The sequence below is a fragment of the Saccharopolyspora antiqui genome, from assembly GCF_052246905.1.
GTDB lineage: Bacteria > Actinomycetota > Actinomycetes > Mycobacteriales > Pseudonocardiaceae > Saccharopolyspora.
The window spans coordinates 1-24669 of the sequence record NZ_JBQQBO010000032.1; the positions used below are offsets into that span (position 1 = coordinate 1).

Sequence of the window (24669 nt, forward strand, 5' to 3'; positions counted from 1 at the left end):
CGCAGCCACCACGACCCTGACTTCGAACTCGTCCTGCTTCGCGGTGCGGGTGGCAGACCTGGCGATTTCGCGCGAAATCGCCACCCGCCCCGCGTGGGAGAAGGCGATTTCGCGCGAAATCGTCCACCTCACCCGAGGTGGACGGCCCGACACGACCACTTCAAAGACAGGCACTCAGACCAGCGGCGGCGCGATCCACGTCAGGTCCGCGATGCCGTCGAGTCTGATCGGTCCGGGCCGACCGGTGGAACTCGTCGAGCGGTTCGGGGGCCAGCGGTGAACCGGGCGCGGGAGTGGCGCATGGCGGCCTTGTTCGTCGGACCGCTGGTGGTGCTGATCTTCGGGCTGATCGCGGTGCCGTTCGCCGACTCCATCGTGCTCAGCTTCACCGCCCGGCACGGCTCGGACACCGTGTTCGTGGGGTTGGCGAACTTCTTCGCGCTGCCGAGCGATCCGACGTTCCGGGCCGGGGCGCAGAACTCCTACATCTTCACGGTCTACTCGGTGCTGTTCAAGATCGTGATCGGGCTGATCGTCGCCCTGCTGCTGCACAACCTGCGCCGCGGCCGGGCGCTGCTGGCGGGACTCGTGCTGCTGCCGTGGGTGATTCCGACCGTGGTCACCGCGTTCACCTGGCGCGCGATGCTCGATCCGCTCTTCGGCGGCCTGAACACGCTGCTGTCGGCGCTCGGGATCGGGCCGCTGCTGGAGTGGCTGCACCTGGTGGACCAGTGGCCGGCCACCTGGCTGGCGGACCCGGACCTGGCCATGCCCGCGGTGATCGCGGTCAACGTGTGGAAGGGCATCCCGTTCTTCGCGGTGAACTTCCTCGCCGGGCTCAAAGCGATCGACAGCCACCTCTACGAGGCCGCGGCGGTCGACGGCGCGGACGCCTGGGAGCGGTTCCTGCACATCACGCTGCCCGGCCTGCGCTACGTGATCGTGGTGACCACGCTGCTGTCGTCGATCTGGACGTTCAACAACTTCGACCTGATCTGGCTGCTCACCCAGGGCGGTCCGGGTCAGGCCACCACGCCGTACGTGCTGGTGGCCTACACGAAGGCGATCCAACAGCTGCAGTACGGCGCTGGCGCGGCGGTGGCGCTGGTGATGGTGCCGGTCGTCGCGGTGCTGGTGTTCATCCTCGCGCGGTACCTGCGCAACCAGGGACCGGGTGTCAAGGAGAGTGCCATCGGGCGCTGGATCGCCCGCTACCGCCGGGCGCTGACCTGGATCGGCCTGATCGCGCTGGCCATCTCGCTGGTCGTGATCAACCCGTCGATCGCGTGGAAGGCCGCGCTCGGGCTCGCGGTCATCATCGGGCTCGGCGTCCTCTTCGGCCGCTTCGCCGGGGGGACGAACTTCAGCGGCGGACCGCCGAGGCAGGTCTCCCGGCGGCTCCCGGCGTGGCTGGCGATGGCGGTGGTGCTGATCTTCGTGGTCGGGCCGCTGTACTGGATCGTGGTGACGGCGTTCAAGACCGACACCCAGATCACCGCCCGCACCAACGACCTGTTCCCGCTGCCGTGGAGCCTGGAGCAGTTCACCCGGCTGTTCGACGAGCAGCCGTTCGGCACCTGGTACCTCAACACGATCTTCGTGTCGGTCGTGGCCACCGCGCTCACCATGGTCTTCGCCGCGCTCGCCGGTTACGCGCTGGCCCGGCTGCGCTTCCGCGGCGCGCAGACGCTGACCGGTGCGGTGCTGATCACCTACGTGATGCCCGGCGCGCTGCTGTTCATCCCGCTGTACCAGCTGCTCAGCGACCTGCAGCTGATCGACAGCCGGTGGGCGCTCATCCTCACCTATCCGACCTTCACCCTGCCGTTCGCGACGTGGCTGTTGCTGGGCTACTTCCGGTCGATCCCGGTGGAACTGGAGGAGGCGGCGATGATCGACGGCGCCACCAGGTTCCAGGCGTTCGTGCGGATCGTCATGCCGCTGGCGAAACCGGCCATGCTGGCGGTGGCGCTGTTCACCCTGACCAACGCGTGGAACGAGTTCCTGTTCGCCTTCGTGTTCATCACCTCCGACGACCTCAAGACGCTGCCGGTCGGTCTGCAGTCGATGATCTTCGGCGACGTGGTCCCCTACGGTGTGCTCGCGGCGGCATCGCTGCTGATCAGCATCCCGGTGGTGTTGATGTACTCCTTCGGCCAACGCTTCCTAACCGAAGGCCTAACCGCCGGAGCGGTGAAGGGCTGAGGCCCCGGCGTGCTCGTGAGTGAGAATTCCGGTTCGTACCGCAGAGATCACTCACGAGCACGCCGCCGACACGTTTCTTCGGGGGTCGATTCACTTGGCGTCGCCGCTTTTCGTGATTCTTTCCCGAATTTCGCCCTTCGCGCCGGGTGGTCGGCTGGTGGCAGGGGTGGGGTGCGGCTGCGAGACTGGGGTGACTTCCTCGCGGTGGGGGCTCGGCGGGTTGGCTGCGTCAGCAGCTGAGGGTGGTCGCAGGGACGTGCCAGCTCCCTCGCCGGTGCGATTGGCGGGAGGCAGCGATGTTCACCAGCCCAGACGAGGTCCTGCGGTTCGTCTCCGACCAGGATGTGAAGTTCATCGACGTCCGGTTCTGCGACCTGCCGGGCATCATGCAGCACTTCTCGGTACCGGCGGAGTCCTTCGCTGCCGAGATCTTCGACGAGGGCATCGCGTTCGACGGTTCGTCGGTGCGCGGCTTCCAGTCGATCCACGAGTCGGACATGCTGCTGCTGCCCGACCCCTACACTGCCCGGCTGGATCCGTTCCGGGCCGAGAAGACGTTGCTGCTCAACTTCTTCGTCCACGACCCGTTCACGTTGCAGGCCTACAGCCGCGATCCGCGCAACATCGCGCGCAAGGCCGAGCAGTACATCACCGAAACCGGCATCGCGGATGCCGCCTTCTTCGGTCCGGAGGCGGAGTTCTACCTGTTCGACTCGGTGCGCTTCACGACCTCGGAGAACGCCTCGTTCCACGAGATCGACGCCGACGAGGGCTGGTGGAACACCGGCCGCGCCGAGAACGGCGGCAACCAGGGCTACAAGATCAAGTACAAGGCGGGGTACTTCCCCGTCCCGCCCACCGACCACCAGTCCGACCTGCGGGACGAGATCGTGCTGAACCTGATCGACGCGGGCTTCAGCGTGGAGAAGGCGCACCACGAGGTCGGCACCGCCGGGCAGGCCGAGATCAACTACAGGTTCAACACGCTGCTGCACGCCGCGGACGATCTGCAGCTCTACAAGTACATCGTGAAGAACACCGCGTGGCAGCGCGGCAAGAGCGCGACGTTCATGCCCAAGCCGCTGTTCGGCGACAACGGCTCCGGCATGCACACCCACCAGTCGCTGTGGAAGAACGACCAGCCGCTGTTCTACGACGAGACCGGGTACGCGGGTCTCTCCGATCTCGCCCGGCACTACATCGGCGGCATCCTGCACCACGCGGCGAGCCTGCTGGCCTTCACCAATCCGACGGTGAACTCCTACCACCGCCTGGTGCCGGGCTTCGAGGCCCCGGTGAACCTGGTGTACTCGCAGCGCAACCGCTCGGCCTGCATCCGGATCCCGGTCACCGGCAGCAGCGGGAAGGCCAAGCGGATCGAGTTCCGCTGCCCGGATTCATCCGGCAATCCCTACCTGGCCTTCGCCGCCATGGTGCTGGCCGGCCTGGACGGCATCGCCAACAAGGTCGAGCCGCCGGAGCCGATCGACAAGGACCTCTACGAGCTGCCGCCCGACGAGGCCCAGCACGTCGTCCAGGTGCCGTCCTCGCTGGACGCGGTCTTGGCCAGCCTGGAGGACGACCACGATTTCCTGTTGCGCGGCGACGTGTTCACGCCGGATGTCATCGAGACCTGGCTCGCCTTCAAACGCGACCACGAGATCGATCCGCTGCGACTGCGCCCGAACCCCTACGAATTCGAGCTGTACTACGACGTCTAGCCGGGGACGTCCGGTTGCCTGGACGGTGGCGCGAGCCTTCGGCAGGCTACCGCGATGCCGAGCTGGCACGTCGCTGGTAGCGGGTGCGGGCGAGCTGGTGGGCGGTGCGGAGCAGCTCGCGGGCCGCTGTCTGCGTTCGCGAACCCGGGTTCACCACGGCGAGCCAACCCTGCCTGCCGTAGACCGGGTGGGCGATCACCGTGTCGGCAACGTCGGCGTCACCGGTGGTCGGTTCGCGCGGCTCGTGGCCCGTCCACCCGACGAATGCCTCTTTTCCGGCGGAGAAGTTCAGCCGGAAGGTGTTCGGCCGGTTCAGCCGTGATCCCTCGTCGCCCGGGTAGTCCTTCGTCACGATCGTCGCGAAGGGTTGGGTGGCGTTCGGAACGACACCGCCCGGTGAGTAGTAGAAGAACGTGTCGCCCCAGCTGATCTCGGGTGAACCATCGCCGGGTGCCGGGCTGAGGGTCAGGACCCCACCGAGGCCTTCGACGAACTCGATGATCTCGTCAATGCTCATGCGTTCCAGCTTTTCATTAAGGTGCTTGTGGAGACTTCACGTCGAGGGAGCCGAGGTGGTGGAGTGGGAAGTCGCAAATCGATCGGAATGCGCACGGTCGACGTCGCACGACAGGCCGGGTACTCCGTGCAGCAGGTGCGCAACCTGGAGCGAGACGGCGTGCTGCCCCCGGCCGGACGCACCCCGACCGGTTACCGGATCTACGCCGAGCCGCACCTGCACGCCGCGCTGGCCTATCGAGCTCTCGCGGTCGGCGCGGGTCCGGTCGAGGCGAAGCGGATCTTGCGCGCCGCGCACGGACACCCGCCGTCGAACGTGCTCGCCCTCCTGGACGCGGCACACGCCCGACTCGACACCGAGCGCCAGGAGCTCGAACTGGCCAAGGAGGCCGCCGAGGCCATCGCCGCGGAGCCGATCGATGACGTGCGCCCCTCGGACTCGATGAGCATCTCCGAACTCGCCACCGCGCTCGGCGTGCGCCCGTCGACCTTGCGGCACTGGGACGCGGAAGGTCTCGTCGTCGCCCGCCGGGACTCCGCACGAGAACCGCGACGCTACTCGCCCGATCAAGTCCGAGACGCCCGCATCGTCCACCAGCTGCGCATCGCCGGTTACCGCATCGCGCCGCTGAAAGCCTTGATGCCGCAGCTGAAACCAGCCCACCGCTGGGAAGAGGTGATGACCACGTTGGCCGCCCGGGACGCGAGCATCGAAGTTCGTTCGAGAGCTCTGCTGGAAGGCGCCGCCGCCCTCAGCGCCCTGCTGTCACGGTCGCCATCCGGGCCAGCAGAAGCCGCGCCGCTCACCGGATCGTCCGCGACTTCAGCGGTGTGAGCCACCGGTAGACGACGGCGGCGACCGCGAAGCCGACGAGGAAGGTGATGTCGCCGACCCATGGGAGGTTCTGCGGGACCAGGCCGGTGTAGCGGGCCTGGTTGGCGAACAGCACCACCGAGCTGAGCACGCCGACGACGAACGCGATGACGCCCGCCCCGTTGCGGTGCGCGGTGTCGTAGAGCAGGTCGTCGATTCGGCTGCCACGGCGCAGGTACTGGTCGATCAGCACCACCCCGAGCCACGGGCTGATCCAGTAGGAGATGATCAGCAGGAAGCTCTCGTAGGCCTCCCCGGCGTCGGCGAGGCCGAGCCAGGCGAGGACGAACCCGACCGCGCCGAAGGCCAGCGCCATGCCAGCGCGCCGCCACGCCAGCGGCAGCCGGATACCGAGGCAGAGGAAGGCCAACGCGCCGGAGTAGACGTTGAGCACGTTCGCCGCGATCGCGCCGAGGGTGATCACCAGCAGCGTCGCCGCGGCCAGCGCCGCGGGCAGGTGCCCGGTGAAGGCGGTCGTCGGGTTGTCCGATGCCACGCCGCCGACGATCGTCATCGACGCCGCACCGACCGCCATCAGGACCGTGGTGGCCAAGAACAGGCCGAGACCGGCGAAAACCCCGACCGCGCGGCGGTTCACCGACCTCGGCAGGTAGCGCGCGTAGTCCGCGGCGTAGGGATTCCACCCGGCCGTGTAGCCGAAAGCCGAGCCGACCGCGAGCAGGAACCCGCCGAGACCACCGCCACCGTCGACGCTTCCCGGACTGGTCTGGCTGAAGATCACCACCGCCACGACCGCGAACACCGCGGCGAGCACCCCGAATACGTACTTCTCGTAGGCCTGGATCAGGTTGTGGCCGAAGAACGCGATCACGATCTGCAGCACGGTCACGATGCCCAGGCAACCGAGCACCGGCAGGCCGGTCAAGGTGGCGAAGGCGAACGCCGCGCTGACGCTGTTGACGGCGAACCAGCCGACCCCGGCCATCACCGACATCAGCGCCGCGGGCACCGCGTTGCCCCGGTAGCCGAACGCCACCCGGCCGAGCACCATCTGCGGCACGCCGTGGTTCGGGCCGCGAGCCGACAGCACGCCGTGCGCCAGCGCGCCGAGCAGGTTGCCGATCGCCAACGCGAAACACGCCTGCCAGAAGCCGAGCCCGAAGGCAGATACCGCGAGCACGCCGATGAAGATCGTGGCGAATTCCAGGTTCGGCGACGTCCAGGTCCACAGCAGTTGGCGGGCGGTGCCGTGCCGGTCCGCATCGGAGACCGGCTCGATGCCGCCCGGCTCGACTGCGACCAGCCGTTCGCCGTACGCGGACGTGGTCTGCCGAGATTTCGTGGTGTCCATCCGCGGACCTTCCCGATCTTCGTCGCTTGTGGACACCGCAGCGCAGCAGTCCGATGTTCCGCTTCCCCGGGTTTGGCGCCGATGTCAGCCGACGGTGATGGCGTCCAGCTTGGCCTTCAGGTACTCCGAGGCGATCACGTCGGGATAGGTGGTCTGCCCGATCGGCGGCGCCAGGGAGCTGATCCGGGCGTCGTGGTTGGTCTCGTAGAAGAAGATCAGCGAGGTCAGCTCCTCGTCGGGGGCGCTGGCATCCGGTGGCAGGACCCGGTGCCGCGTCGAACGCCAGCGGTCCCCGGTCCAGCGTGCCATCAGATCCCCGATGTTCACGGTGAACGCGCTCGGGTCGTAGGGCGCGTCTTCCCAGCTGCCGTCCTTGGTGTAGACCTGCAGCCCGCCGACGCCGGTTTGGCGGTCCAGCACGGTCACCGTGCCGAAGTCGGTGTGCGGGCCGATCCGGAACTGGTCGGCGGCGGGCGTCCCGACCCGGTTGATCGCCGGATACCAGTTGATGTTGAACGTGTAGGTCGGATGCCGGGTGTGCGCCGTGAAGTGCGTCGGGTCCAGGTCCAGCGCGGCGGCGAAGATCGTCAGCAGCTCATCGGAGAGCGCGCGCATCCTGGTCATGTACTCCTGCGCGGTCGCGGCGAATTCCGGCACCTCCGTCGGCCACGCGTTGGGCTGGAACCAGAAGGAATCGACCGCTGCATCGCCGACCGGGGTGTCCGCACCGACCGAGTAGGACTCCTTGAGATCCGGTGGGGTCTCGGTGCCTTCGGAGTACCCGTTGGCCTCGGCGCCCGGCGGCAGCCAGCCCCGCCCGGCGACGGACACCGCGTAGGCCTCCTTCGTCTCCGCCGGTAGGGCGAAGAAGCGGCGGGCCACCTCGCGGGTGCGTGCGCGCAGCTCGTCCGGAACGCCGTGCCCGGTGATCAGCAAGAACCCGGAATCCCGCAACGCCTCGTCTATTTCGGCGGCGACCTGGGCGCGATCCTCGGTGCCACCCCGGAACCAGGGCCGCAGGTCAACGAGTGGTACCGACGAAGCCATCCGCGCTCCTCACATCGACGACACCGCTGCCAGCCACTCTCGGCCGCCCGCGGTCGACAGGCAAGACCACGGCCGGGATTTCACATCCGCGAAATACACGAGCCCCGAACTACGCTGATTTTCCTTCGGCAACCGCACCGGTCTGGTTCAGCGGGTGCCCCACCTGCCCTCGCCTCCTCCGACGGGAAGCTCGTTGACCACGAACCCGAACTCGCGCGCCCAACTCCGCCCGGCGCGTTCGAGGTCCGGGGAGCCGCTGTTGAGGTAGTCCTCCACGATCTCCCTGGTCGCGTACTTCTTGAGCAGTCTTTCCAGCTGCCCCAACGATTCCGGTCTGCCGACTTTGATCGCGGACTTCAGGACCGCGCGGGGCTCACCGCTTTCCACCGCCCCGGCCAGCGCGGCCTTGTACACGTCCGGCTCGCAGTCGCGCAGCAGGTCGTAGAGCTCACCGGCGGCGACCGGGTCGGTCCAGGTGCGATCCGGCGGCCTTCCACTGGGCTGGCCACGCCCGGAGAGGTCCAGCTGGATGGCGCCCCAGCTGTGGTGGGGGTTGACCAGGTCGGCCAGGTCGAGGAGCCGGGATTCGGCCAGCCGCACCTCGTCCTGCGTCGCTGCTTCGCCCTCGAACCGGTCGTGCGAATCGGTGTTCGTGGCGTCGTGCGGCGGAAACTCGACGGCGATCGCACCGTCGCAGCGATAGGTGAGGTGCGGCCCCGAACCGCCCGGATCGGCGTTGCGGGTCAGCGGCGCCAGCTGGGTGACGATGTGGTCGACGAGACCGTACTCGCGGGCTTCCTCGGCGTTCAACGATCGCCCCGAGAGCTGGTCGTCGAGGATCCGCTGGACGGTCTGCCCGGTGTGCTCGGCGATCATTCGGGCCAGCTCCTGCCGCACCCCGGTGACATCACCCGCGCCCGAGGTCGGCCGCATCACGATGCGGGCTTGCGGCAGGGCGTAGCGCTTGGCCTTCGTCCCAGCCGAGAGGATGAATTGCCCCATCCCCGCGACGAGGCCCATCGCATAGGTCGCCACATCGCAGGAAACCAGGGCCATCGTGTCGGTGATGGCCAACCCGGCGGTGACCGAGCCGCCTGGGGAGTCGATCAGGAAGATGATGTCGGTCGCCGGATCATCGGCGTTCAACAGCAACAGTTGCGAGACGAGCCGATTCGCCACGGCATCGTCGATGTCCTGGTCGAGCACGATGATCCGATGTCGCATCAGCTCGTCGCGATCGTGCCCGTACGCGGTCAGGTGCCCTGCCCGCGACCGGGTGCGGTTCGGGAATTCCGGGGGATCAGTCATTGCCAGGCGTTCTCCTCGTCAGCGGGACGCGGTGACACCTCGTCCGCCCGTTCAGGACGGCTCATTCGGTTACGGAGTCTAGGAATTCGGTGATGCCAGGCAGAACGTGACATCACGCGAGGTGATCGGTGTCGCGTCGAAGTCGGGTGCGTTGCCGTAGAAGAGCCCTACCGCGTTCGGATCTCCGGGCGCGGCGAACTGCGGGCACGCGGTGCGGGCGTCGCCGTCGACGACCCGCTGGAGACGCACCTTGGCCGTCGGGTCCGTGCAGTCCACCCGCCCTCCGGTGGCCAGCCGGGTGTCGAAATCCTGGTAGCAGTCGCCGTCGTCGCCGTGCAGCATCAGGCAGAGACTGGGCTTGGCGTTACTGGGCTTGGTGTTGTGGAAGTCGAACCCGACGTAATCGTCCGTCGTGCAGCTGTCCGACTGGCCGGTGGGCACCTGCCTGGTCACCCGGGCCACCGCATTGCGGTTGGCGCAGTCGACCACCCAGAGCTCGTCGCTGTCGATGCCGACGCAGTCGCCCGGCCGAGGCGTGGTGGTCGGGCGGATGTCGACGTCTGATGCGGTGCGATCAACCGAGCTGTTGGGCAAGCCCGCATTCACGGCCACGCAGGCGGTCAGCGGGGTGGCCGCGAGCAGACCACCGACCAGCAGCAGAACTTCTTTCCGCATCACAACTCCGAGGTGCCATCGGGGACCGTCCACGATCCGCTTGCGGAAGATGTGTACCGCGCACCGCTCGGGACCCCTCCCGAATTCGCGCGTTTTCCCGGTGCGAACCGGGAACTCACGAGTTGGCTGCATTGCCGAAGCGGTTGGCGAGTTTGCCGAGGTGCTTGGTGACATCGGCCGACTGCGGCGGGCACTTCGCCTCGTTGCAGGCGCCGGACCTGCTGGTCTCGGACATCCGGGAGTTCTTCCGGTCGGTGCGGTAGGAAACGGTCGCGCCGCGCGCTGTTCCGGACGCGGCGCGCCTGCTCGTCGAAGCGCGGGTGTGTCGGTGGCGCGGCCGTGGATTGCGTGGGATACGTTGCGTTTCTCGGGTGATGAAAGGGGAAGACGCAATGGCTGCTGCGCTGTCCGGCGAATCCACTGTGGGTGAATGGCTCGACCATCCGGTGGGTGGTCCGATCCTGCGTCGTCTGCTAGCGGACAGCGGCCAGAACCCAGGCGTTCTCGCGGCCGTCCGGCAGTTCTCGATGACCCGGCTCGTCGCCATGAGCGGTGGGCAGATGACCACCGCCGACCTCGACCGGCTCGTGGCGCAGGCCAACGAAGCGTCGGCCGCGCACGACGAACCGGCTCCGACCGAATCGGCTCGGCCCGCCCCGCTGCCGCAGTGGCAGGAGCGGATCACGCCAGGCCGCTTCACTGGGAACACCGTTGTCGTGACCGGCGCTGGCTCCGGGATCGGCCGCGCCACCGCATCGCGGGTCGCGCGGGAGGGCGGCCGGGTGGTGGCCGTCGACGTCGTGCCGGAGCGACTCGACGAACTCGTCGCCGCGCACCGCGAGCACGACCTCGTCCCGGTCCATGCCGACATCACCACCGAAGACGGTGTGGCCTCGATCGTGGCCGCTACCGACGGTCGGGTCGACGCCCTCGCCAACGTCGCGGGCATCACGGACTCCTTCGTGCCGCTGCACGAGGTCAGCGATGAGCTGTGGCAACGGGTTCTCGACGTCAACCTCAACGGGATGTTCCGGCTCACCCGGGCAGTCCTACCGGCGATGCTCGCGGCCCGGCGCGGGGCCATCGTCAACGTCGCCTCCGAGGCGGCGCTGCGCGGCTCGACCTCCGGGACCGCCTACACCACGTCCAAGCACGCCGTGGTCGGGCTGACCCGCAGCGCGGCGTTCATGTACGCCGCCCAGGGCATCCGCATCAACGCCGTTGCGCCCGGCGGCGTCGCCACCAACATCGAGGGCAACATGGGCTCGTCGCTGGCCCAGGAGCGGCTCGGACCGGTGCTGGCCTTGATCCCCGGCGTCGCCGAACCCGAACACCTCGCCGCGTCCATCACGTTCCTGCTCAGCGACGACTCGGTCAACATCACCGGCGTCGTCCTGCCCTCGGACGGCGGCTGGTCGATCCAATGATGTCCTCTCCCGTTCGCCGGTACGGCAGCACTTTCCGCATTCACGCCGCCCGCGAATGCGGGAAGGCATAAATCGGTCGCCCTCGGCGTGCGGCCTGCGGTAGACAGGCGTGGTGGTTGATCGACTGTTCGCCGATCCGCGCCTCGCCAGGCTGTACGACTCGCTCTGCGCGGGCCGACGCGACTTCGACTTCTACCTGCCGATGGTGATGTCCGCGGGGTCCGTGCTGGACATCGGTTGCGGGACTGGACAACTGCTCCACCTGGCGAGGGAGCTCGGTCACGCGGGGCGGCTGTGCGGCCTCGATCCCGCAGCGGCGATGCTGGAGCAGGCGCGCCAGCGGTCGGACGTCGAATGGATACTGGGCGACCTCTCCTGCGCCGCCTGGGACCGTGAATTCGACCTGGTGGTCATGACCGGTCACGCGTTCCAGGTGTTCGTCGAGGACGAAGAACTGCGCGCCGCGCTGGCGGCGATCCGGTCGACCCTCACCGCGGACGGTCGTTTCGCGTTCGAGACGCGCAACCCGCTCGTTCGGGACTGGGAGCGCTGGACCCCGGACGACGTGGTCGAGGTGACCGACGACGAGGGTGTCGTGGTGCGCTCCTGGCACGAGGTCGAAGCCCCGCTCGACGAGGGCGTGGTCCGCTTCACCCAAACGTTCGCCAGCCCCGGGTGGGACCGGCCGCGGACGAGTCGGAGCACGCTGCGGTTCCTCGACCGGGCCGCCCTGACGTCGTTGCTGACCAGCGCCGGACTTGCGGTCGAGGAGCAGTTCGGCGACTGGTCCCGAAGCCCGCTGACCGACACCAGCCCGGAGATCATCACCATCGCAAGGCGAAGCGCACCGCCCGCGCGGTAACCCGTCGACGTGCGGCTGGCACCTCAGCTCATGCTGCCGGAGCTTGGGGTTTGACGGTGACGATGCCGCGATCGGCGTCGATGCGAACGATGTCCCCGGTGGCGATGAGGTCCAGCGGGTCGCGGTCCAGTTCGGTGATGGTCGGTACCCGCGTGACCACCGCGCCCAGGGCCGCCTTCGTGGTGATGGTGTTGAAGATCATGCCGAGCGGGGCGGTGCCCAGCAGTCGGGTGCTCTGGAAGAACGCCGCCCACCCGGAAGAGCCCTTGGCGCCGGGGAACACCAGGATCTTCCCGGCGAACGACTGCCCGCAAAGCTCGTGGCGGCGTTCGATGATGGTGCCGGTGGCCGGGTCGATCCCGCCCCAGCCGGAGATGGTTTCCCGCGAGACCAGGGCCTCTCCCTCGGCGACGCCGGGGACGACCTGCCTGCCGTGCAGCGTGATCACTCCAGCTCCCCTCGCCAGCGGCCGTTGATCGCCGCGTCGATGCAGTCCTCCAGAGAACCGAACCACGCTTCGATGCCCAGGATGGCCGGTAGGTAGTGCGCTTGCTTCGCCGAGTCGGTGGCGAAAACCCGCGTGCCGGGCGGTGCGGCCCGCGACATGGCGGGGCAGGAGTCGGCGAGCACCCGCGCACCGGCCGCCTCGATGATCTCGGTGTATCCGCTGCGGTCCGCGGCGGTCTTCAGCGAGCGCGGCACCATCATCCACAGCTGCGCCTTCAACCGCTTGCCGTCCAGCAGCTTGGCGGTCATCCGGACCTGGTCCAGCGATGCGTGCGGGCAACCGAGCAGCACGAAGTCCACGTCGGTCGAGCTGCCCTGTCCGTTCAGGGTCTCGTACATCGCCTGGCGTTCGCCTCGCCCGTAGGCGACCGCGTCCGGGATCGAATGCGGTCCGAACGCCGCCTCCACGGTCGGCGCTTCCGGGGTGATGCCCGGCAGGTGGTACAGCTCGACCCCGCCCGAGGAGGCCGCGGCGGCGCCGAAGTGCTTCAGCTCCAGCAGGTCCGGGATGGCGAGCTCGCCCACCACGACCGGCCGCGCCTCCTGGACCAGGTCTCCGGCGAAGTAGCCGAGCATGCCCCATTCCATCGGGTCGTCGATCGGGACGGTCGCGTCGATCAGGTGGGTGCCGTAGCGGTTTTCCGCCAAGTGGTTGCCCCAGCAGGGGATTCGGCCGGTCAGCGAGGCGGCGCCGGTGGATGCGGTTCCTTCGCAGTTGGTTCGGGCGCCGAGCACCGAGTTGGCGTAGATGACCGCCGAGGACTCCATCCACGCGCAGTGCTCGCCGCGCACCGGCAGGTTGCCGACCTGGTACGGCGTGCAGGTGGCGAGGATGTTCACGCCCTTGCGCCCGTAGAACGCCTCGGCCTCGCTCTGCAGTTTGATCATCTCCGCCGGATACGGCACCACACCCGCCGAGTCGGGGCCGAAGCCCTGTTGCAGTTGGCAGGTCGGCACCCGCATGTCGGGGATTTCGAGCTCGTCGTCGCAGTCCAGGTTGATGACCGCGAACGCCTTGTGCCAGCCGCCTTCGCGCACCAGGCGGGCCTTCACCGGGGACGGTTGCGTCATGGTGCCCGCGACGTTTCGCACATCGCAGAGCTGCTCGGCGTCCAGTGCCTGCCCGTAGCGCACGAGCAGGTCCATCGCCGCGGCCACGGCCGGGCCTTCGGCGCCGTCGAGCATCGCCTTGTCGTCGTCGGAGAGCCTCATCGGGATTCCAATCGGTGGATACCTGGGCCTTCAGGTCGGGGAGCAGCCGATGGCGAGGTGCCCGGCTCAAAATTGCTGCGGAGCGCTCGTAAGATCCCGTTGCGGGAAAAGACGTTTCCGGAATGTTAAGGAGAATTTCCGAGCTACCGGAAGACATTCCGCGATAGATCCTTGGGCTGAGCGCCATAAACGAGATCTATGGTCGCAGCGGCGATGCGGCCGCGGTGAGGGTTTCCCGCAGCCAGCGGTGCGCTGGATCGTCGTCGAAGTTGCGGTGCCACCAGAACTCCTCGACGACCGGTTCGAGCTCGCCGGGCGGGTCGATCATCCGCAGCTGCGCCCCGTCGGCGAACTGGGTCGCCAACCGCTGCTGCAGCAGCGCGATCCGGTTGGTGCCGATGAGGAAGTGCGGGACCGCGCGGTAGCTCTCCACCCGGATCGCGATTCGGGGACGCACCCCGAGCAGGGCGAGCTGGCGGGGGATGGGGGCGGCGGACGGCGGGCCTTGATCGCGGTGGTAGGGCACGACCCAGTCCAGCTCGGCGAGGTCTTCCAGTCCGGGTGCCTCCGGCAGCGGGCTGTCGGCCGACACGAGGCACACCCACCGGTCTCGGAACAGCTCGACGGAGTTGATCTCCGGGATGCGGAATCGGTTCACCGGTGGGGAGATCACGCCGTCGATGAGCCGGATCGATTCGGTGGCGTCCGCGATCAGCGATTCGCCGACCAGCCGGACGTGCAGCCCGATCCGGGGGGCCTGCTCGGCCATCAGCCTGGAGAACCGCTCGCCGAGGACCGCGACGGTGTAGTCCGCCATGAGCAGGGTGAACTCGCGGGTCGAGGTTTCCGGGCTGAACTCCTTGCCGGTGGCGAACAGCCGTTCCAGCGCGGCGCAGACCACCTCGACCTGCTCGTCCAGCTGCGCGGCGAGGGGAGTGGGGACGTAGCCGCCGCGGCCCCGGACGAGCAGCTCATCGCCGAAATGCCGACGCAGCCGGGACAACGCCGCGCTGGCGGCGGGTTGGGTGATGCCGATCCGCTCGGCCGCCCGCGTCACGTTGCGCTCCCTGATCAGCTCGCGCAGCGCGACCAGCAGGTTCAGGTCGAGATTCGCCAGATGTGCACGCCCTCGTGTCATCGACGAACCTTACGTCGCGCTCCGCGATGCGGAAAGGTTTCGCGGGCTGCACCCGGCTGATCGCACTCCGCGCTCGAAGTCCACTGTGGTCGGTGGGCGACGGGGCGTTGTGGCGTGGGTGCTTTCCCGTCGCAGCGCGGTCCGCATGTTGCGTCAATGCATACGATTATTTCAGTGTTGAACGAAATAAACCCTCCGCTCGTCGTCCCGGAAAGCGCTGCTCCGACGCTGTTCAGGTGGCCGTGCGGGCCCGGCGGTCCTCGGCCAGCATGAGACCGGGGGCGCACGTCGAGCCGGGGGGACAGCATGAGGGTGGTCGTCGACCTGAACCGTTGTCAGGCATTCGCGCAGTGCGTGTTCCTGGCGCCGGACGTGTTCACCCTGCACGGCGAGGAAGCGCTGCTGTACCAGTCGCGCGTCGACGAGGCGCACCGCGACGAAGCGCTGCGGGCCGCGGCCGCCTGCCCGGTCCAGGCGATCCTGGTGGACCGCCTCGACGCATCCGACGCGGTCCGGCAGGAGCGCGGCCATGGTCGCTGACGGCATACCGCACGAGATCCGCGAAAGCGGCCGCATCGTGATCGTCGGTGCCTCGCTGGCCGGTCTGCGCGCCGCCGAGCAGCTGCGCGAGGAAGGGTTCGCCGGATCGCTGACGCTGATCGGCGACGAGCCGCACGAGCCCTACGACCGGCCACCGCTGTCCAAGCAGGTGCTGCTGGGACGGGTGCGCCCGGAAGACACCGGCCTGCCCAGGCGGCGGGCGATCGACGCGCAATGGCGGCTCGGCGTGGCGGCCACCGGACTGGACCGGGACGACCGGCGAGTCCTGCTGTCGGACGGGACGGCGGTCGAGTTCGACCGCCTGCTGATCACCACCGGCGTGCGGTCCCGGCCGTGGCCGCACGAAACCGAAGCCGCGCTGGACGGCGTGTGCGTGCTGCGCACCAGGGAGGACACCATCCGGCTGGAACGCCGACTGGCCAGGCGGCCCAGCCGGGTGCTGGTCATCGGTGCCGGGTTCACCGGCTCGGAGATCGCCTCGGTGTGCCGGGAACGCGGCATCCAGGTCACCGTCGCCGAGCGCGGGCAAGCGCCGCTGGTGGGCGCGCTCGGCGGGGTCATCGGTGACGTGGCCGCGCGGTTGCAGCGCGAACACGGGGTCGACCTGCGGTGCGGCGTCATGGTCACCGCGCTGGAAGGCGATGCGGGTGGCAGGCTGCGGCGCGCCCACCTCTCCGACGGCACCGTGCTGGACGCGGAGGTGGCCGTGGTGGCGCTCGGCGCGGTCCGCAACACCGCGTGGCTGGACGGGTCGGGGCTGGCGGCGGGACCCCGGGGGATCGCCTGCGACGCCGGGTGTCGAGCCTTCGACGTGCACGGCATCGTCACCGACGACGTGTTCGCCGCCGGCGACGTGGCCCGCACGCCCCACCCGCTGTTCGGGTACCAGTTCCTCTCGCTGGAGCACTGGGGCAACGCCGTGGCGCAGGCCGAGATCGCGGCGCACAACATGATCAGCACTGGTTCGCGGCGCCGACCGCACCTGTGGATGCCGTCGTTCTGGTCATCGCAGTTCGGCGTGAACATCAAGTCCGTCGGGGTGCCGTCGATGGCCGACGAGATCATCGTGACCCAGGGTTCGCTGGCCGCCTGCGGCTTCGTCGCCGCATACGGCTACCAGGGGCGCGTCATCGCCGCAGTCGGCTTCGACCACGCGAAGTGGATGGGCTTCTACGCGCGGCTGATCGAGCAGGCCGCCCCGTTCCCGCCCGATTTTCCCTGCGTGGGTCAGCGCGCCGAGGGACTGCGGCCGGTGCCTGCCCGGTTCCCCGACCCGGCGCTGCCCACCCACGGCCCCACCGTCACCCTGACCGGCCATTCGCCCAGCGACCGGCGGGTCGTCTTCACACCGCTGCGCGCCTGACCGGCGGGCCGAAATCGCGAGGAGCCGTTCCCATGCCGTCGAGCAGCCCGGTGCAGATGATCACCGACTACGCCATCCGCGCCGATCCCTATCCGAGCTTCGCGGAACTCCGGCGGACCCCGGTGGTGCGCGACGACAGCGGGGTCCACCTGGTCACCACCTACTGGGAAATCCGCAACCTGCTGCACGATCCGCGGATCAGCTCCGACGCCCGCAATCTAGCCCCGGGCACGCAACCGCAGCTCAGCGTGGGCGACGACGAGGCGCTGCCGCCCAGCTTCATCCGGCTGGATCCACCGGAGCACGACCGGCTGCGCCGCCTGGCGATGCGGCCGTTCGGCCCGCCGCACAGCCCGCGGCGCATCCACGACATGCACGGTGAGCTGGTTCGGATCGTGACCGGCCTGCTCGACGGGCTCGGCGGCGAGGACCGGTTCGACGTGGTCGACGACTTCGCCTACCCGTTCCCGGTCGCGGTGATCTGCCAGCTCCTGGGCGTGCCGAGGGATGACGAGCCGCACTTCCGGCGGATGGTCGACGCGGTGGTGGCCGGTCTGAGCCCGGCCGAGGACGCGGCGGAGCAGCGGCGTTCGGTGCAGCAGGGCCGCCTGGAACTCGGGCAGTACCTGGCCGGGTTGATCGAGGAGCACCGCCGCCACCCCGGCGACGACATGCTCTCCGCGTGGGTCACCGACGAGGGGCCGGAGGGGCGGATGTCGCTGGTGGAGCTGATCAGCACCGCCGTTCTGCTGCTGATCGCCGGTCACGAGACCACCGTCAACCTGATCACCAACGGGGTGCTCACCCTGCTGCGCCAGCCAGCGGCCCTGCAACGGCTGCGGGAGCACCCGTTGACGGTGGCCGACACCGTGGAGGAGTTGCTGCGCTACGAGCCCCCGGTGCAGATTCTGCCGCAGCGCACCACGTTGGCCGACATCGAAGTGGCGGGCACGATCATCCCGAAGGGCGCGCAGATTTGGCTGCTGCTCGCCGCGGGCAACCGGGACCCCGAACGCTTCCCCGATCCGGACCGCTTCGACCCGGCTCGCCCGGACAACCAGCACCTGGGTTTCGGCTTCGGCGTGCACGCGTGCTTCGGCGCGCCACTGGCCAGGCTGGAGGCGCAGGTCGCGCTGACCGAGATCACCCGGCGACTGCGCGAACCCCAACTGGTCGAAGACCCGCCGCCCTACCGCCCGAGCCCAGTCCTCCGCGGCCCACGCCACCTGCCAATAACCTGCACCGCCATCGCACCGCCCGCGTGACGGGTCGGCATCGTTGCGCGAGATCCTCAGGCTTCGTGCAAGCCGCGCAGGCCGATTTCGAGGCCGCATCGCATGGATTTCCAGAACTGCTCCTCGGGTTGGCCCAGCTCCAGGCTTGCGAGCGCGGCTGCCTGGGTGGCGCCCACCAGGGAGCCGACCACCGCGGCGGCGCTGATCGGGTCGAGCTCGTCCGGGTAGGCCTTCAGCAGCGCCGCGGCGATTTCCCGCTGCAGGTCGAACACCATGTGCAGCGCCCTGGCCTGCAGGGCTGGCACGGTCATGATCAGCTGGGTGTAGGTCTCCATCAGCGCTTGGTCGCGCCCTCCGACACCTTCGGTGTGGTAGTCGGCCAACATCTCGTCGTACATCCGGGTCAGCAGGTCGGCGATGCTCTCGCCCGGGCGCCGGTCGGCGATCACCGCGAGCGGGATCGTGTTGCGCTGCCGGGTGTCGGCGAACAGCACGTCTTCCTTGCTGGGGAAGTGGTTGAAGAACGTCTTCGTGGCCACGTCCGCGGCCGATGCGATCTGCGCGACGGTCGTCCGCTCGTACCCCTGCTCGCCGAACAGGCGAATTGCCGTCTCCGCGAGCAGCCGCCTGGTCTGCCGCTTCTTGCGCTCTCGCCGCGACTCATCCATGCGAAAATCTTACACCAAAGATAATGTTACATCCATTGCATGATTACACGTGATGTAGTTACATGTGGCGATGAGCGAGCACCAGGGCCCGGCTCGCTCCACCCGCCCCTTGCGTATCCATGGGCGGCCACGGATTCGCGGTCGCCTGGTGAGGACATTGACGATGACAACGACAGACCCCCTGACGTTCCCGATGACCAGCTCCGGCCCCTTCGACCCGCCGAAGGAGGTCCTGGCGATGCGCGCGGAGCAGCCGATCGCCCGAGTGCGTTACCCGGACGGCAAGCTCGGCTGGATGATCACTCGGCGCGCGACCATCCGCGCAGTGCTCGCCGACCCGCGGTTCAGCGCCCGGCAGGAGTTGCGCAGCACCCCGTTCAGCAGCACCGCGGACACGCCGCCCGCCCGGCCCGGCATGTTCATCGGCATGGACGCGCCGGAGCACACCCGATATCGACGCCTGCTCACCGGCCAGTTCACGGTCCGCCGGATGCGGCAGCTCACCGCGCGCATCGAGCAGATCGCCGAGGCGTACCTCGACCGGATGGCGACCACGGGCCCGTCGGCGGACCTGGTGGCGGCCTACGCCGTACCGATCCCCACGCTGGTGACCTGCGAGCTGCTCGGGGTCCCGGAGGACTTCCGCGAGCGGTTCATGCGGCAAACCACGCAGATGTCCCGACAGGACGCCACCGCAGAGGAGCAGCAGCGGGCGGTGGTCGACATCTCCGGATACCTCTTCGACCTGGTCGGGCACAAGCGGGCCAACCCGACCGACGATCTGCTCAGCGGGCTCATCGCCGACGGCGGTGAGTTGACCGACGAGGAGCTGACCAACATCGCGTTCCTGCTGCTGGGCGGCGGACTCGACACGACCGCGAACATGCTGGCCCTCGGTACCTTCGCGCTGCTGCGCAACCCCGGGCAGATCCCCGCGATCACTGCCGAGGAGACCGTCGACAACTCGATCGAGGAGCTCCTGCGCTACCTCTCGGTCGTCCCGGGCACCGTCCGCGCCGCACTGGAAGACGTCGAACTCGAAGGTGTCCTGGTCCGGGCAGGCGAGAGCATCACGGTCTCGCTGCCCGGCGCCAACCGGGACCCCGAACGGTTCGCCGACCCCGACATCCTCGACCTGACCAGACCGGCGACCGGACACATCGCCTTCGGACACGGCATCCACCAATGCCTCGGACAACAGCTCGCCCGGGTCGAGATGCGGGTCGGCTTTCCCGCGCTGTTCCGGCGGTTCCCGGACCTGGAGCTGGCGGTGCCACCGGAGGAGGTGCCGCTGCGCACCGACATGGTCATCTCCGGAGTCCACGCACTCCCAGTCACGTGGGGGCCGCGGTCACGATGAGGATCCACGCCGACGGACAATTTTGCGTCAGCTCGGGCATGTGCGTTCTGACCCTGCCGGAGATCTTCGACCAGGACGAGGACGATGGCCGGGTAATCGTGCGAAATCCCGTACCGGCAGCGGAATTTCACGACACCCTGCGCGAGGCCGTCATGCTCTGCCCCTCCCACGCCCTGTCCCTGCGCGAAAACCCTCGATCCTGCTGACCCGCCACACGGAGTCGGGTCTTTCCGCAGCAGTGGCCGTCGCCGCTGGACGAGACGACCGTGGCAAACGAGATCGGCACCGCGACGACCCGACAGTCGACGCCATCGCCACGTTTCTCGCTCCCACTAACCTCTTGTCCATCGGCAGCACGCCCTCCGAGCCGTTGTTGAACAGGTGAAGGGCACCTTTTACCGAGTAAGCCGGTCAAAGGTGCCCTTCACTCCACCGATGTCGTGCGGGCTCGGTGCGGTGGGGGCGATTTGCCAGCACCGGTTCGAGAGGCGGATCCCCTACGCTGGCAGGGGCAATTCCGTTCGGACGAGAGGTTGTCATGCCCCGATCGATCGCTGCCACCACCGGTGTTGGCCGCGGGTCGGCCGCTGGCCCGCGTGATCGGGTCGCGCCGTGACCGGGCCGGTCGAGCTCGATGCGGCCGAGGCGTGGACGCGGCTGCTCGGCGTCCGCACCGAGCAGGACGCCCTGGCCGCCGGACTAGTCGAGTGTCCGGACGGCGAGCTGCGGTGGGCGCAAGCAGCCTCGCCGGAGGCCGAGCAGCTCGCCGAGCTCTACCTCCCGTTGTGCCTCGCCGGTACGCGCTACGTCATCGCCCAGCTCGGCCAGAGCCTGGACGGCTACATCGCCACCCGCACCGGCGATGCCGTGTTCGTGACGGGGGAGGAGGACCGCTGCCACCTGCACCGCCTGCGGGCGCTGTGCGACGCGGTGATCGTCGGCGCGGACACCGCGATCACCGACGACCCGCGGCTGACCGTGCGGGCCTGCACCGGCGCCAACCCGGTACGCGTGGTCCTCGACCACCGCGGCCGCGTCCCGCGCGACCGGCAGGTCTTCACCGACGGTGCCGCACCGACGCTGTGGATGTTGGGCTGCGCGGATTCCGCTGATGTCCCGGACGGTGTCGACGCCGTCCGGATGCCGTGCGACGACGCTGGTCACGCACCCGAGCGCATCCTCGACGCGCTCGCGCAGCGCGGTCTGGGCCGCGTCCTCGTCGAAGGCGGCGGGGTGACCGTGTCGCGTTTCCTCCAGGCGGGCGTGCTGGACCGGCTCTACGTGACCGTCGCGCCGGTGCTGCTGGGCGACGGCGTGCCCGGCCTGCACTTCCCGGGGACCGAACGGATGCGCGATGCGCTGCGGCCACCGGTGCGCCGCGTCCCACTCGGCGTGGACACGCTCTTCGAACTCGACCTGGGTCGTGACTGATCGTTGCGGTGAATGCCCGTTTTCGTTCTTCCTTTGAAGCGATGAAGCCGCTTAGCCCACTCCCGGAACTTGCACCGCCGGTTCTCAGACGTCGTCTCGGGAGCGGAATGCATGATGTCGGGGATCGGCGGAGCGAGATCGCCCGGGGTGTGCGGGGTGTCCCCGCACCGGCACTGCCCGAGGTTCCGCTACCCGCACCGTCACGCGAAACGAGTTCGAAGACAGACCGTGCGAACCGGGATCCTCACTCGCGAGCAGGAGCGGGGCGTCGGCTGCGGCGCAGCAGCAGCACGCCAGCGCCGGGCAGGCTCGCGACGAAGGCGAGCACCCCGTACACCACGGCGACCGTGAGGCCCTGCGTCGCGCCCAGGCCCGCGGCGCCGAACGCCCAGGCCGTCACACCTTCCCGAGGTCCCCAACCGCCGACGTTGATCGGCAGGCCCATCGCCAGCAGCGCCAGCACCATCAGCGGCACCAGCTGGGACGCCGGTGCTACGACACCCGCCACCCGCGCCGCGACCAGGAACAGCGCGAGATGCCCCAGCAGGGTCGCCGCGGACAGCACGGCGACGGCTGGCCAGGTGTCGCGGGCGAGCAAGCCGTGGCGTATCTCGGCCACTGCCGTCGCGACGGCGCGCCTGCCCCGCGCGGTGCTGCGGCCCCAAGCCACGAACGCGACCGCGCACAACCCCACCGCCACGACGCCGGGCAGGTATGACCACGCGGCGAGGTCGGGCAGCCAGGAGGGCTGGCTGAGCAGCACCGCCGCCGCGGCCGCGACGACAACCACCTGGCCCGCGCTCCGTTCCAGAACCACCGCGCGCACACCGCGCCCCACGTCGTCGGCGTGCTGGCCGTGCCGCACCGCGCGGTGGACGTCACCGAGCACCCCGCCCGGCAGCGCCGCGTTCAGGAACAGCGCGCGGTAGTAGTCCGCCACAGCCGTGCCCAACCGCAGGGGCAGACCGATGCGGCGCGCGACGAGACACCACCGCCCGGCGCTGAACAGGGTTGTCAGCAAACCGATTCCCAGCGCGGCGACCACCGCCCCGGCGTTGATCACCCGCAGCCCTTCGACGAACGCGCCGCTGCCCAGCCGCCACACCAGGGCCACCAGGATCGCCACCCCGCCCAGCACCTGCAGCAGCGGCCACACCCGCCTGAACATGGCCCGGAAGCGACCGGTGGTCCGTTCATCGACATCCGTGCTCGACGCGGATCGGGTGCGGCGCATCCTGGCCACGCCTGCCTGCCCGGCAGGGGTGGTCCTTCCCGCCTCGCAGGGCGGCAGCGGCGGATCGTGCGCAACGCTTCGGATGAATCCACCGTAGCTCGGTGCGCGCCGCAGGCTCATCCGACGGGCCTCGGCGAGGGCAATGCCAGCAGGTCGCGGTGCCGGACCACCACCCGCAACCCACCCGCTGCGCACTCCGCGCGCCGATGCCGCAGATACCGCCGGGCCTCGACGGCCAGCTCGGGCCGCTGCTCGCAGGCCGCGCCGACCCAGCCGTCGAGCCACGCCGCGATCAACGCGGCATCCGACGCGCCGAGCCGCCAAGGGCTGGGGCGGGTGCGCACCGTCGCCCCGCGACGCTCGAACGCCTCGGTGGTCGCGTCGACGGCGTCCGGCCCCAGCAGTCGACGGCCCTGCACTGCCCGGCGCTGGTGCGCGTTGAACGCCGATCCGAGGACCGCGTCGAGCGGGTCAGCGGGATGCAGTTCGACCTCGCCCACCACCGACAAGGTCAGCAGCGCCGGGCATCCGGCGGCGACGCATGCCGCCGCGAGTCCGTCGATCTCCGCGCGGGTGAGCAGATCGAGCAGCGCGGAGGCGGTCACCAGCGATGTGTCGGTGAGATCGGCGCCGCGCAGGCTGGTCACGTCGGCCTGCTGCGCCTGCACTGCCACCGGGACGCCGCGCGCGTCGCGGAAGGTGGCCCGGCTCGCGCGCCGCAGCAGCTCGGGGTCGCGGTCGTGCAGGATCCAGCGCTGCGGTCCGGGCAGCCGTCCGGCCAGCCAACGCGCCATGGATCCGGTGCCGCAGCCGAGGTCGCGAACCACCATCGGCGTTGGGAGGACGGCGCGCAGCGGGGTGAGCAGCTCTGCCGCGCGGGCGGCGGCATCGGCGGGTTCCCGCAGCGCGAGCCAGTCCGGGGAGAATTCGCCTGCGGTGTTCACGATGCTCCCCGGCGAAGGGTTTCCAGCACATCGGCCAGCGCCCGCGTGGTCTCCGCCCACCCGGCCAGGGTGTCGCGGCGCGCACGCGCGGCGGCTCGGAGCTCCGCCCGCAGGTCCGGCTCGGTGAGCCAGCGCCGCAGCGCCCGAGCGAACGCCGCCCCGTCGCCGGGCGGCACGAGCAGCCCGGGCACCCCGCCATCCGGTGCGCGACCGAGCGTCTCGGGTACGGCGTCCACGGCCGTCGCCAGCACTGGGATCCCCCGGGCCAGGGCTTCGGTCACGACCATGCCGTAGGTCTCCGCGCGGGAGGTCAGCACCACGAGATCCGATTCGGCGTAGGCCGCGGCCAACTGCTCGCCCGACAGCGGGCCGACGAGCTCAACGCGGCCGGTGAGTCCGCTGCGGTCGATCAACCGACGCAGTTCCGCGACGTAGTCGGGGTCGCGGCGCACCGCCCCGGCGCAGGTGCAGGTCCACGGCAGGTCGGTGATCTGCGCGAGGGCTTCGACCAGCAGGTCCTGTCCCTTGCGGGGCGTCACCGCCGCCGGGCACAGCAACCGGGACGCGCCATCGCTGCCCTGCGCCAGTCCGGCCCGATCGGTGCCGGGAGGGGCGACGTGCACCCGGAATCCTTGCCGTGCAAGGCGTGCCGCGGTCCACGGGCTGGTCACCACGACCGCGCTCGCCGCGCGCAGCGTCGCCTTCTCCCGCGCGTCCAGCTCGGCCGCGACCGCCGGGGCCAGCCCGGTTTCATCCGCCAGCGGAAGGTGCACCAGCACACCCAGCCGCAGCCGATGTGCCTGCGGGACCACCACTTCCGGGACCCCGCAGGCCACAAGCCCGTCCAGCAGCACGACCGCACCATCGGGCAGTGCGGCCAGCGTCCGCGCCAACGCCGCGCGGGCGGCGGCCTCTGGTCGTGGCCACGCCCCGGCGAGGGCGATCGGGTGCACCCGCCAGCCGTGCCCTTCGAGCTCCCGGCACACCCGCAGTCCGTAGACGTTGCCGCCGCTGGGCACCGTCACGTCGCTGACATCGCCGGGCAGGACGACGTGCACCGAGCGGATCT

24 protein-coding genes are annotated in these 24669 nt (G+C 69.5%); 12 read left to right on the plus strand and 12 right to left on the minus strand.

The window, feature by feature from the left end; all coding sequences use genetic code 11:
* The 3 genes from ACTWQN_RS33555 to glnA form a co-directional block, all read left to right on the plus strand.
* Positions 1 to 280: hypothetical protein (locus ACTWQN_RS33555; protein ID WP_443207669.1), on the plus strand; the 280-nt coding region annotated here is incomplete at its 5' end.
* A gap of 20 nt (positions 281 to 300) precedes the next feature.
* On the plus strand, positions 301 to 2205 hold the full coding sequence (locus ACTWQN_RS33560; protein ID WP_443207670.1) for an ABC transporter permease: 1905 nt from the start codon (positions 301 to 303) through the stop codon (positions 2203 to 2205).
* 296 nt (positions 2206 to 2501) lie between these two features.
* Positions 2502 to 3926 (plus strand): type I glutamate--ammonia ligase, encoded by a 1425-nt coding sequence (gene glnA, locus ACTWQN_RS33565; RefSeq protein WP_443207671.1) that lies wholly within the window; start codon positions 2502 to 2504, stop codon positions 3924 to 3926.
* Between the two features lie 46 nt (positions 3927 to 3972).
* On the opposite strand, the gene ACTWQN_RS33570 is transcribed toward glnA, so the two are convergent.
* A complete protein-coding gene (locus ACTWQN_RS33570; RefSeq protein ID WP_443207672.1) occupies positions 3973 to 4443 on the minus strand; it encodes a DUF6194 family protein in 471 nt (156 codons plus the stop codon).
* 63 nt (positions 4444 to 4506) lie between these two features.
* Between ACTWQN_RS33570 and ACTWQN_RS33575 the strand changes: the two genes are divergently transcribed.
* The gene (locus ACTWQN_RS33575; RefSeq protein ID WP_443207673.1) at positions 4507 to 5277 is read left to right on the plus strand and encodes a MerR family transcriptional regulator; all 771 of its coding nucleotides are present in this window, start codon (positions 4507 to 4509) and stop codon (positions 5275 to 5277) included.
* Here ACTWQN_RS33575 and ACTWQN_RS33580 read toward each other — a convergent pair.
* The 4 genes from ACTWQN_RS33580 to ACTWQN_RS33595 form a co-directional block, all read right to left on the minus strand.
* Positions 5246 to 6628: a purine-cytosine permease family protein gene (locus ACTWQN_RS33580; protein WP_443207674.1), complete on the minus strand. Its 1383-nt coding sequence runs from the start codon at positions 6626 to 6628 to the stop codon at positions 5246 to 5248. The two genes, ACTWQN_RS33575 and ACTWQN_RS33580, sit on opposite strands and share 32 nt — an antisense overlap.
* Positions 6629 to 6712: 84 nt before the next feature.
* Positions 6713 to 7675 (minus strand): isopenicillin N synthase family dioxygenase, encoded by a 963-nt coding sequence (locus tag ACTWQN_RS33585; RefSeq protein ID WP_443207675.1) that lies wholly within the window; start codon positions 7673 to 7675, stop codon positions 6713 to 6715.
* Positions 7676 to 7822: 147 nt separating this feature from the next.
* Complete coding sequence (locus ACTWQN_RS33590; protein WP_443207676.1) at positions 7823 to 8983, minus strand: ClpP family protease; 1161 nt, start codon at positions 8981 to 8983, stop codon at positions 7823 to 7825.
* 78 nt (positions 8984 to 9061) lie between these two features.
* Positions 9062 to 9658 (minus strand): LppU/SCO3897 family protein, encoded by a 597-nt coding sequence (locus tag ACTWQN_RS33595; RefSeq protein WP_443207677.1) that lies wholly within the window; start codon positions 9656 to 9658, stop codon positions 9062 to 9064.
* 392 nt (positions 9659 to 10050) lie between these two features.
* Between ACTWQN_RS33595 and ACTWQN_RS33600 the strand changes: the two genes are divergently transcribed.
* Together ACTWQN_RS33600 and ACTWQN_RS33605 are read left to right on the plus strand one after the other, a co-directional pair.
* A complete protein-coding gene (locus ACTWQN_RS33600; RefSeq protein ID WP_443207678.1) occupies positions 10051 to 11085 on the plus strand; it encodes an SDR family NAD(P)-dependent oxidoreductase in 1035 nt (344 codons plus the stop codon).
* Positions 11086 to 11197: 112 nt separating this feature from the next.
* Positions 11198 to 11947 carry a class I SAM-dependent methyltransferase gene (locus tag ACTWQN_RS33605; RefSeq protein ID WP_443207679.1) on the plus strand — a complete coding sequence of 250 codons (750 nt, stop codon included), beginning with the start codon at positions 11198 to 11200 and terminating at the stop codon, positions 11945 to 11947.
* A gap of 28 nt (positions 11948 to 11975) precedes the next feature.
* On the opposite strand, the gene ACTWQN_RS33610 is transcribed toward ACTWQN_RS33605, so the two are convergent.
* The 3 genes from ACTWQN_RS33610 to ACTWQN_RS33620 form a co-directional block, all read right to left on the minus strand.
* Positions 11976 to 12395, minus strand: coding sequence for an aconitase X swivel domain-containing protein (locus ACTWQN_RS33610; RefSeq protein ID WP_443207680.1), 420 nt, complete (start codon positions 12393 to 12395; stop codon positions 11976 to 11978).
* On the minus strand, positions 12392 to 13666 hold the full coding sequence (locus tag ACTWQN_RS33615; protein ID WP_443207681.1) for an aconitase X: 1275 nt from the start codon (positions 13664 to 13666) through the stop codon (positions 12392 to 12394). Before ACTWQN_RS33615 ends, ACTWQN_RS33610 begins: the two co-directional genes overlap by 4 nt.
* Before the next feature lie 196 nt (positions 13667 to 13862).
* Entirely contained in the window at positions 13863 to 14804 is a 942-nt protein-coding gene (locus ACTWQN_RS33620; RefSeq protein ID WP_443207682.1) for a LysR family transcriptional regulator, read from the minus strand.
* A 306-nt stretch (positions 14805 to 15110) separates the two neighbouring features.
* On the opposite strand from ACTWQN_RS33620, the gene ACTWQN_RS33625 reads away from it, so the two are divergent.
* From ACTWQN_RS33625 to ACTWQN_RS33635, 3 genes are read left to right on the plus strand one after another with little or no spacing between them, the layout of a single operon-like run.
* Positions 15111 to 15344, plus strand: a complete 234-nt coding sequence (locus tag ACTWQN_RS33625; protein ID WP_443207683.1) for a ferredoxin — start codon at positions 15111 to 15113, stop codon at positions 15342 to 15344.
* The gene (locus ACTWQN_RS33630; protein ID WP_443207684.1) at positions 15334 to 16728 is read left to right on the plus strand and encodes an NAD(P)/FAD-dependent oxidoreductase; all 1395 of its coding nucleotides are present in this window, start codon (positions 15334 to 15336) and stop codon (positions 16726 to 16728) included. The genes ACTWQN_RS33625 and ACTWQN_RS33630 overlap by 11 nt, the downstream gene beginning before the upstream one ends.
* A gap of 32 nt (positions 16729 to 16760) precedes the next feature.
* The gene (locus tag ACTWQN_RS33635) at positions 16761 to 17993 is read left to right on the plus strand and encodes a cytochrome P450 (RefSeq protein ID WP_443207685.1); all 1233 of its coding nucleotides are present in this window, start codon (positions 16761 to 16763) and stop codon (positions 17991 to 17993) included.
* Positions 17994 to 18019: 26 nt separating this feature from the next.
* Here ACTWQN_RS33635 and ACTWQN_RS33640 read toward each other — a convergent pair whose 3' ends face one another.
* The gene (locus tag ACTWQN_RS33640) at positions 18020 to 18631 is read right to left on the minus strand and encodes a TetR/AcrR family transcriptional regulator (protein WP_443207686.1); all 612 of its coding nucleotides are present in this window, start codon (positions 18629 to 18631) and stop codon (positions 18020 to 18022) included.
* A 163-nt stretch (positions 18632 to 18794) separates the two neighbouring features.
* Here ACTWQN_RS33640 and ACTWQN_RS33645 point away from each other — a divergent pair, with 163 nt between their 5' ends.
* From ACTWQN_RS33645 to ACTWQN_RS33655, 3 genes are all read left to right on the plus strand, one after another.
* Positions 18795 to 19991, plus strand: coding sequence for a cytochrome P450 (locus ACTWQN_RS33645; RefSeq protein WP_443207687.1), 1197 nt, complete (start codon positions 18795 to 18797; stop codon positions 19989 to 19991).
* Complete coding sequence (locus ACTWQN_RS33650; protein WP_443207688.1) at positions 19988 to 20197, plus strand: ferredoxin; 210 nt, start codon at positions 19988 to 19990, stop codon at positions 20195 to 20197. The genes ACTWQN_RS33645 and ACTWQN_RS33650 overlap by 4 nt, the downstream gene beginning before the upstream one ends.
* Before the next feature lie 406 nt (positions 20198 to 20603).
* A complete protein-coding gene (locus tag ACTWQN_RS33655; protein ID WP_443207689.1) occupies positions 20604 to 21422 on the plus strand; it encodes a RibD family protein in 819 nt (272 codons plus the stop codon).
* A gap of 244 nt (positions 21423 to 21666) precedes the next feature.
* On the opposite strand, the gene ACTWQN_RS33660 is transcribed toward ACTWQN_RS33655, so the two are convergent.
* The 3 genes from ACTWQN_RS33660 to ACTWQN_RS33670 all read right to left on the minus strand — a co-directional run bounded on the left by ACTWQN_RS33660 (position 21667) and on the right by ACTWQN_RS33670 (position 24667).
* A complete protein-coding gene (locus tag ACTWQN_RS33660) occupies positions 21667 to 22590 on the minus strand; it encodes a lysylphosphatidylglycerol synthase transmembrane domain-containing protein (RefSeq protein ID WP_443207690.1) in 924 nt (307 codons plus the stop codon).
* Positions 22591 to 22772: 182 nt separating this feature from the next.
* Complete coding sequence (locus tag ACTWQN_RS33665; RefSeq protein ID WP_443207691.1) at positions 22773 to 23600, minus strand: class I SAM-dependent methyltransferase; 828 nt, start codon at positions 23598 to 23600, stop codon at positions 22773 to 22775.
* Positions 23597 to 24667: a glycosyltransferase family 4 protein gene (locus ACTWQN_RS33670; RefSeq protein ID WP_443207746.1), complete on the minus strand. Its 1071-nt coding sequence runs from the start codon at positions 24665 to 24667 to the stop codon at positions 23597 to 23599. The genes ACTWQN_RS33665 and ACTWQN_RS33670 overlap by 4 nt, the downstream gene beginning before the upstream one ends.
* Positions 24668 to 24669 lie beyond the last annotated feature (2 nt).

Excerpts from the sequence above, each read along its gene's own strand:
- ACTWQN_RS33560 (WP_443207670.1), top strand. The coding sequence starts at position 301 with ATGGCGGCCTTGTTCGTCGGACCGCTGGTGGTGCTGATCTTCGGGCTG.
- glnA (WP_443207671.1), top strand. The coding sequence starts at position 2,502 with ATGTTCACCAGCCCAGACGAGGTCCTGCGGTTCGTCTCCGACCAGGAT.
- ACTWQN_RS33570 (WP_443207672.1), bottom strand. The coding sequence starts at position 4,443 with ATGAGCATTGACGAGATCATCGAGTTCGTCGAAGGCCTCGGTGGGGTC.
- ACTWQN_RS33580 (WP_443207674.1), bottom strand. The coding sequence starts at position 6,628 with ATGGACACCACGAAATCTCGGCAGACCACGTCCGCGTACGGCGAACGG.
- ACTWQN_RS33585 (WP_443207675.1), bottom strand. The coding sequence starts at position 7,675 with ATGGCTTCGTCGGTACCACTCGTTGACCTGCGGCCCTGGTTCCGGGGT.
- ACTWQN_RS33590 (WP_443207676.1), bottom strand. The coding sequence starts at position 8,983 with ATGACTGATCCCCCGGAATTCCCGAACCGCACCCGGTCGCGGGCAGGG.
- ACTWQN_RS33595 (WP_443207677.1), bottom strand. The coding sequence starts at position 9,658 with ATGCGGAAAGAAGTTCTGCTGCTGGTCGGTGGTCTGCTCGCGGCCACC.
- ACTWQN_RS33600 (WP_443207678.1), top strand. The coding sequence starts at position 10,051 with ATGGCTGCTGCGCTGTCCGGCGAATCCACTGTGGGTGAATGGCTCGAC.
- ACTWQN_RS33615 (WP_443207681.1), bottom strand. The coding sequence starts at position 13,666 with ATGAGGCTCTCCGACGACGACAAGGCGATGCTCGACGGCGCCGAAGGC.
- ACTWQN_RS33620 (WP_443207682.1), bottom strand. The coding sequence starts at position 14,804 with ATGACACGAGGGCGTGCACATCTGGCGAATCTCGACCTGAACCTGCTG.
- ACTWQN_RS33625 (WP_443207683.1), top strand. The coding sequence starts at position 15,111 with ATGAGGGTGGTCGTCGACCTGAACCGTTGTCAGGCATTCGCGCAGTGC.
- ACTWQN_RS33630 (WP_443207684.1), top strand. The coding sequence starts at position 15,334 with ATGGTCGCTGACGGCATACCGCACGAGATCCGCGAAAGCGGCCGCATC.
- ACTWQN_RS33635 (WP_443207685.1), top strand. The coding sequence starts at position 16,761 with ATGCCGTCGAGCAGCCCGGTGCAGATGATCACCGACTACGCCATCCGC.
- ACTWQN_RS33640 (WP_443207686.1), bottom strand. The coding sequence starts at position 18,631 with ATGGATGAGTCGCGGCGAGAGCGCAAGAAGCGGCAGACCAGGCGGCTG.
- ACTWQN_RS33645 (WP_443207687.1), top strand. The coding sequence starts at position 18,795 with ATGACAACGACAGACCCCCTGACGTTCCCGATGACCAGCTCCGGCCCC.
- ACTWQN_RS33650 (WP_443207688.1), top strand. The coding sequence starts at position 19,988 with ATGAGGATCCACGCCGACGGACAATTTTGCGTCAGCTCGGGCATGTGC.
- ACTWQN_RS33660 (WP_443207690.1), bottom strand. The coding sequence starts at position 22,590 with ATGTTCAGGCGGGTGTGGCCGCTGCTGCAGGTGCTGGGCGGGGTGGCG.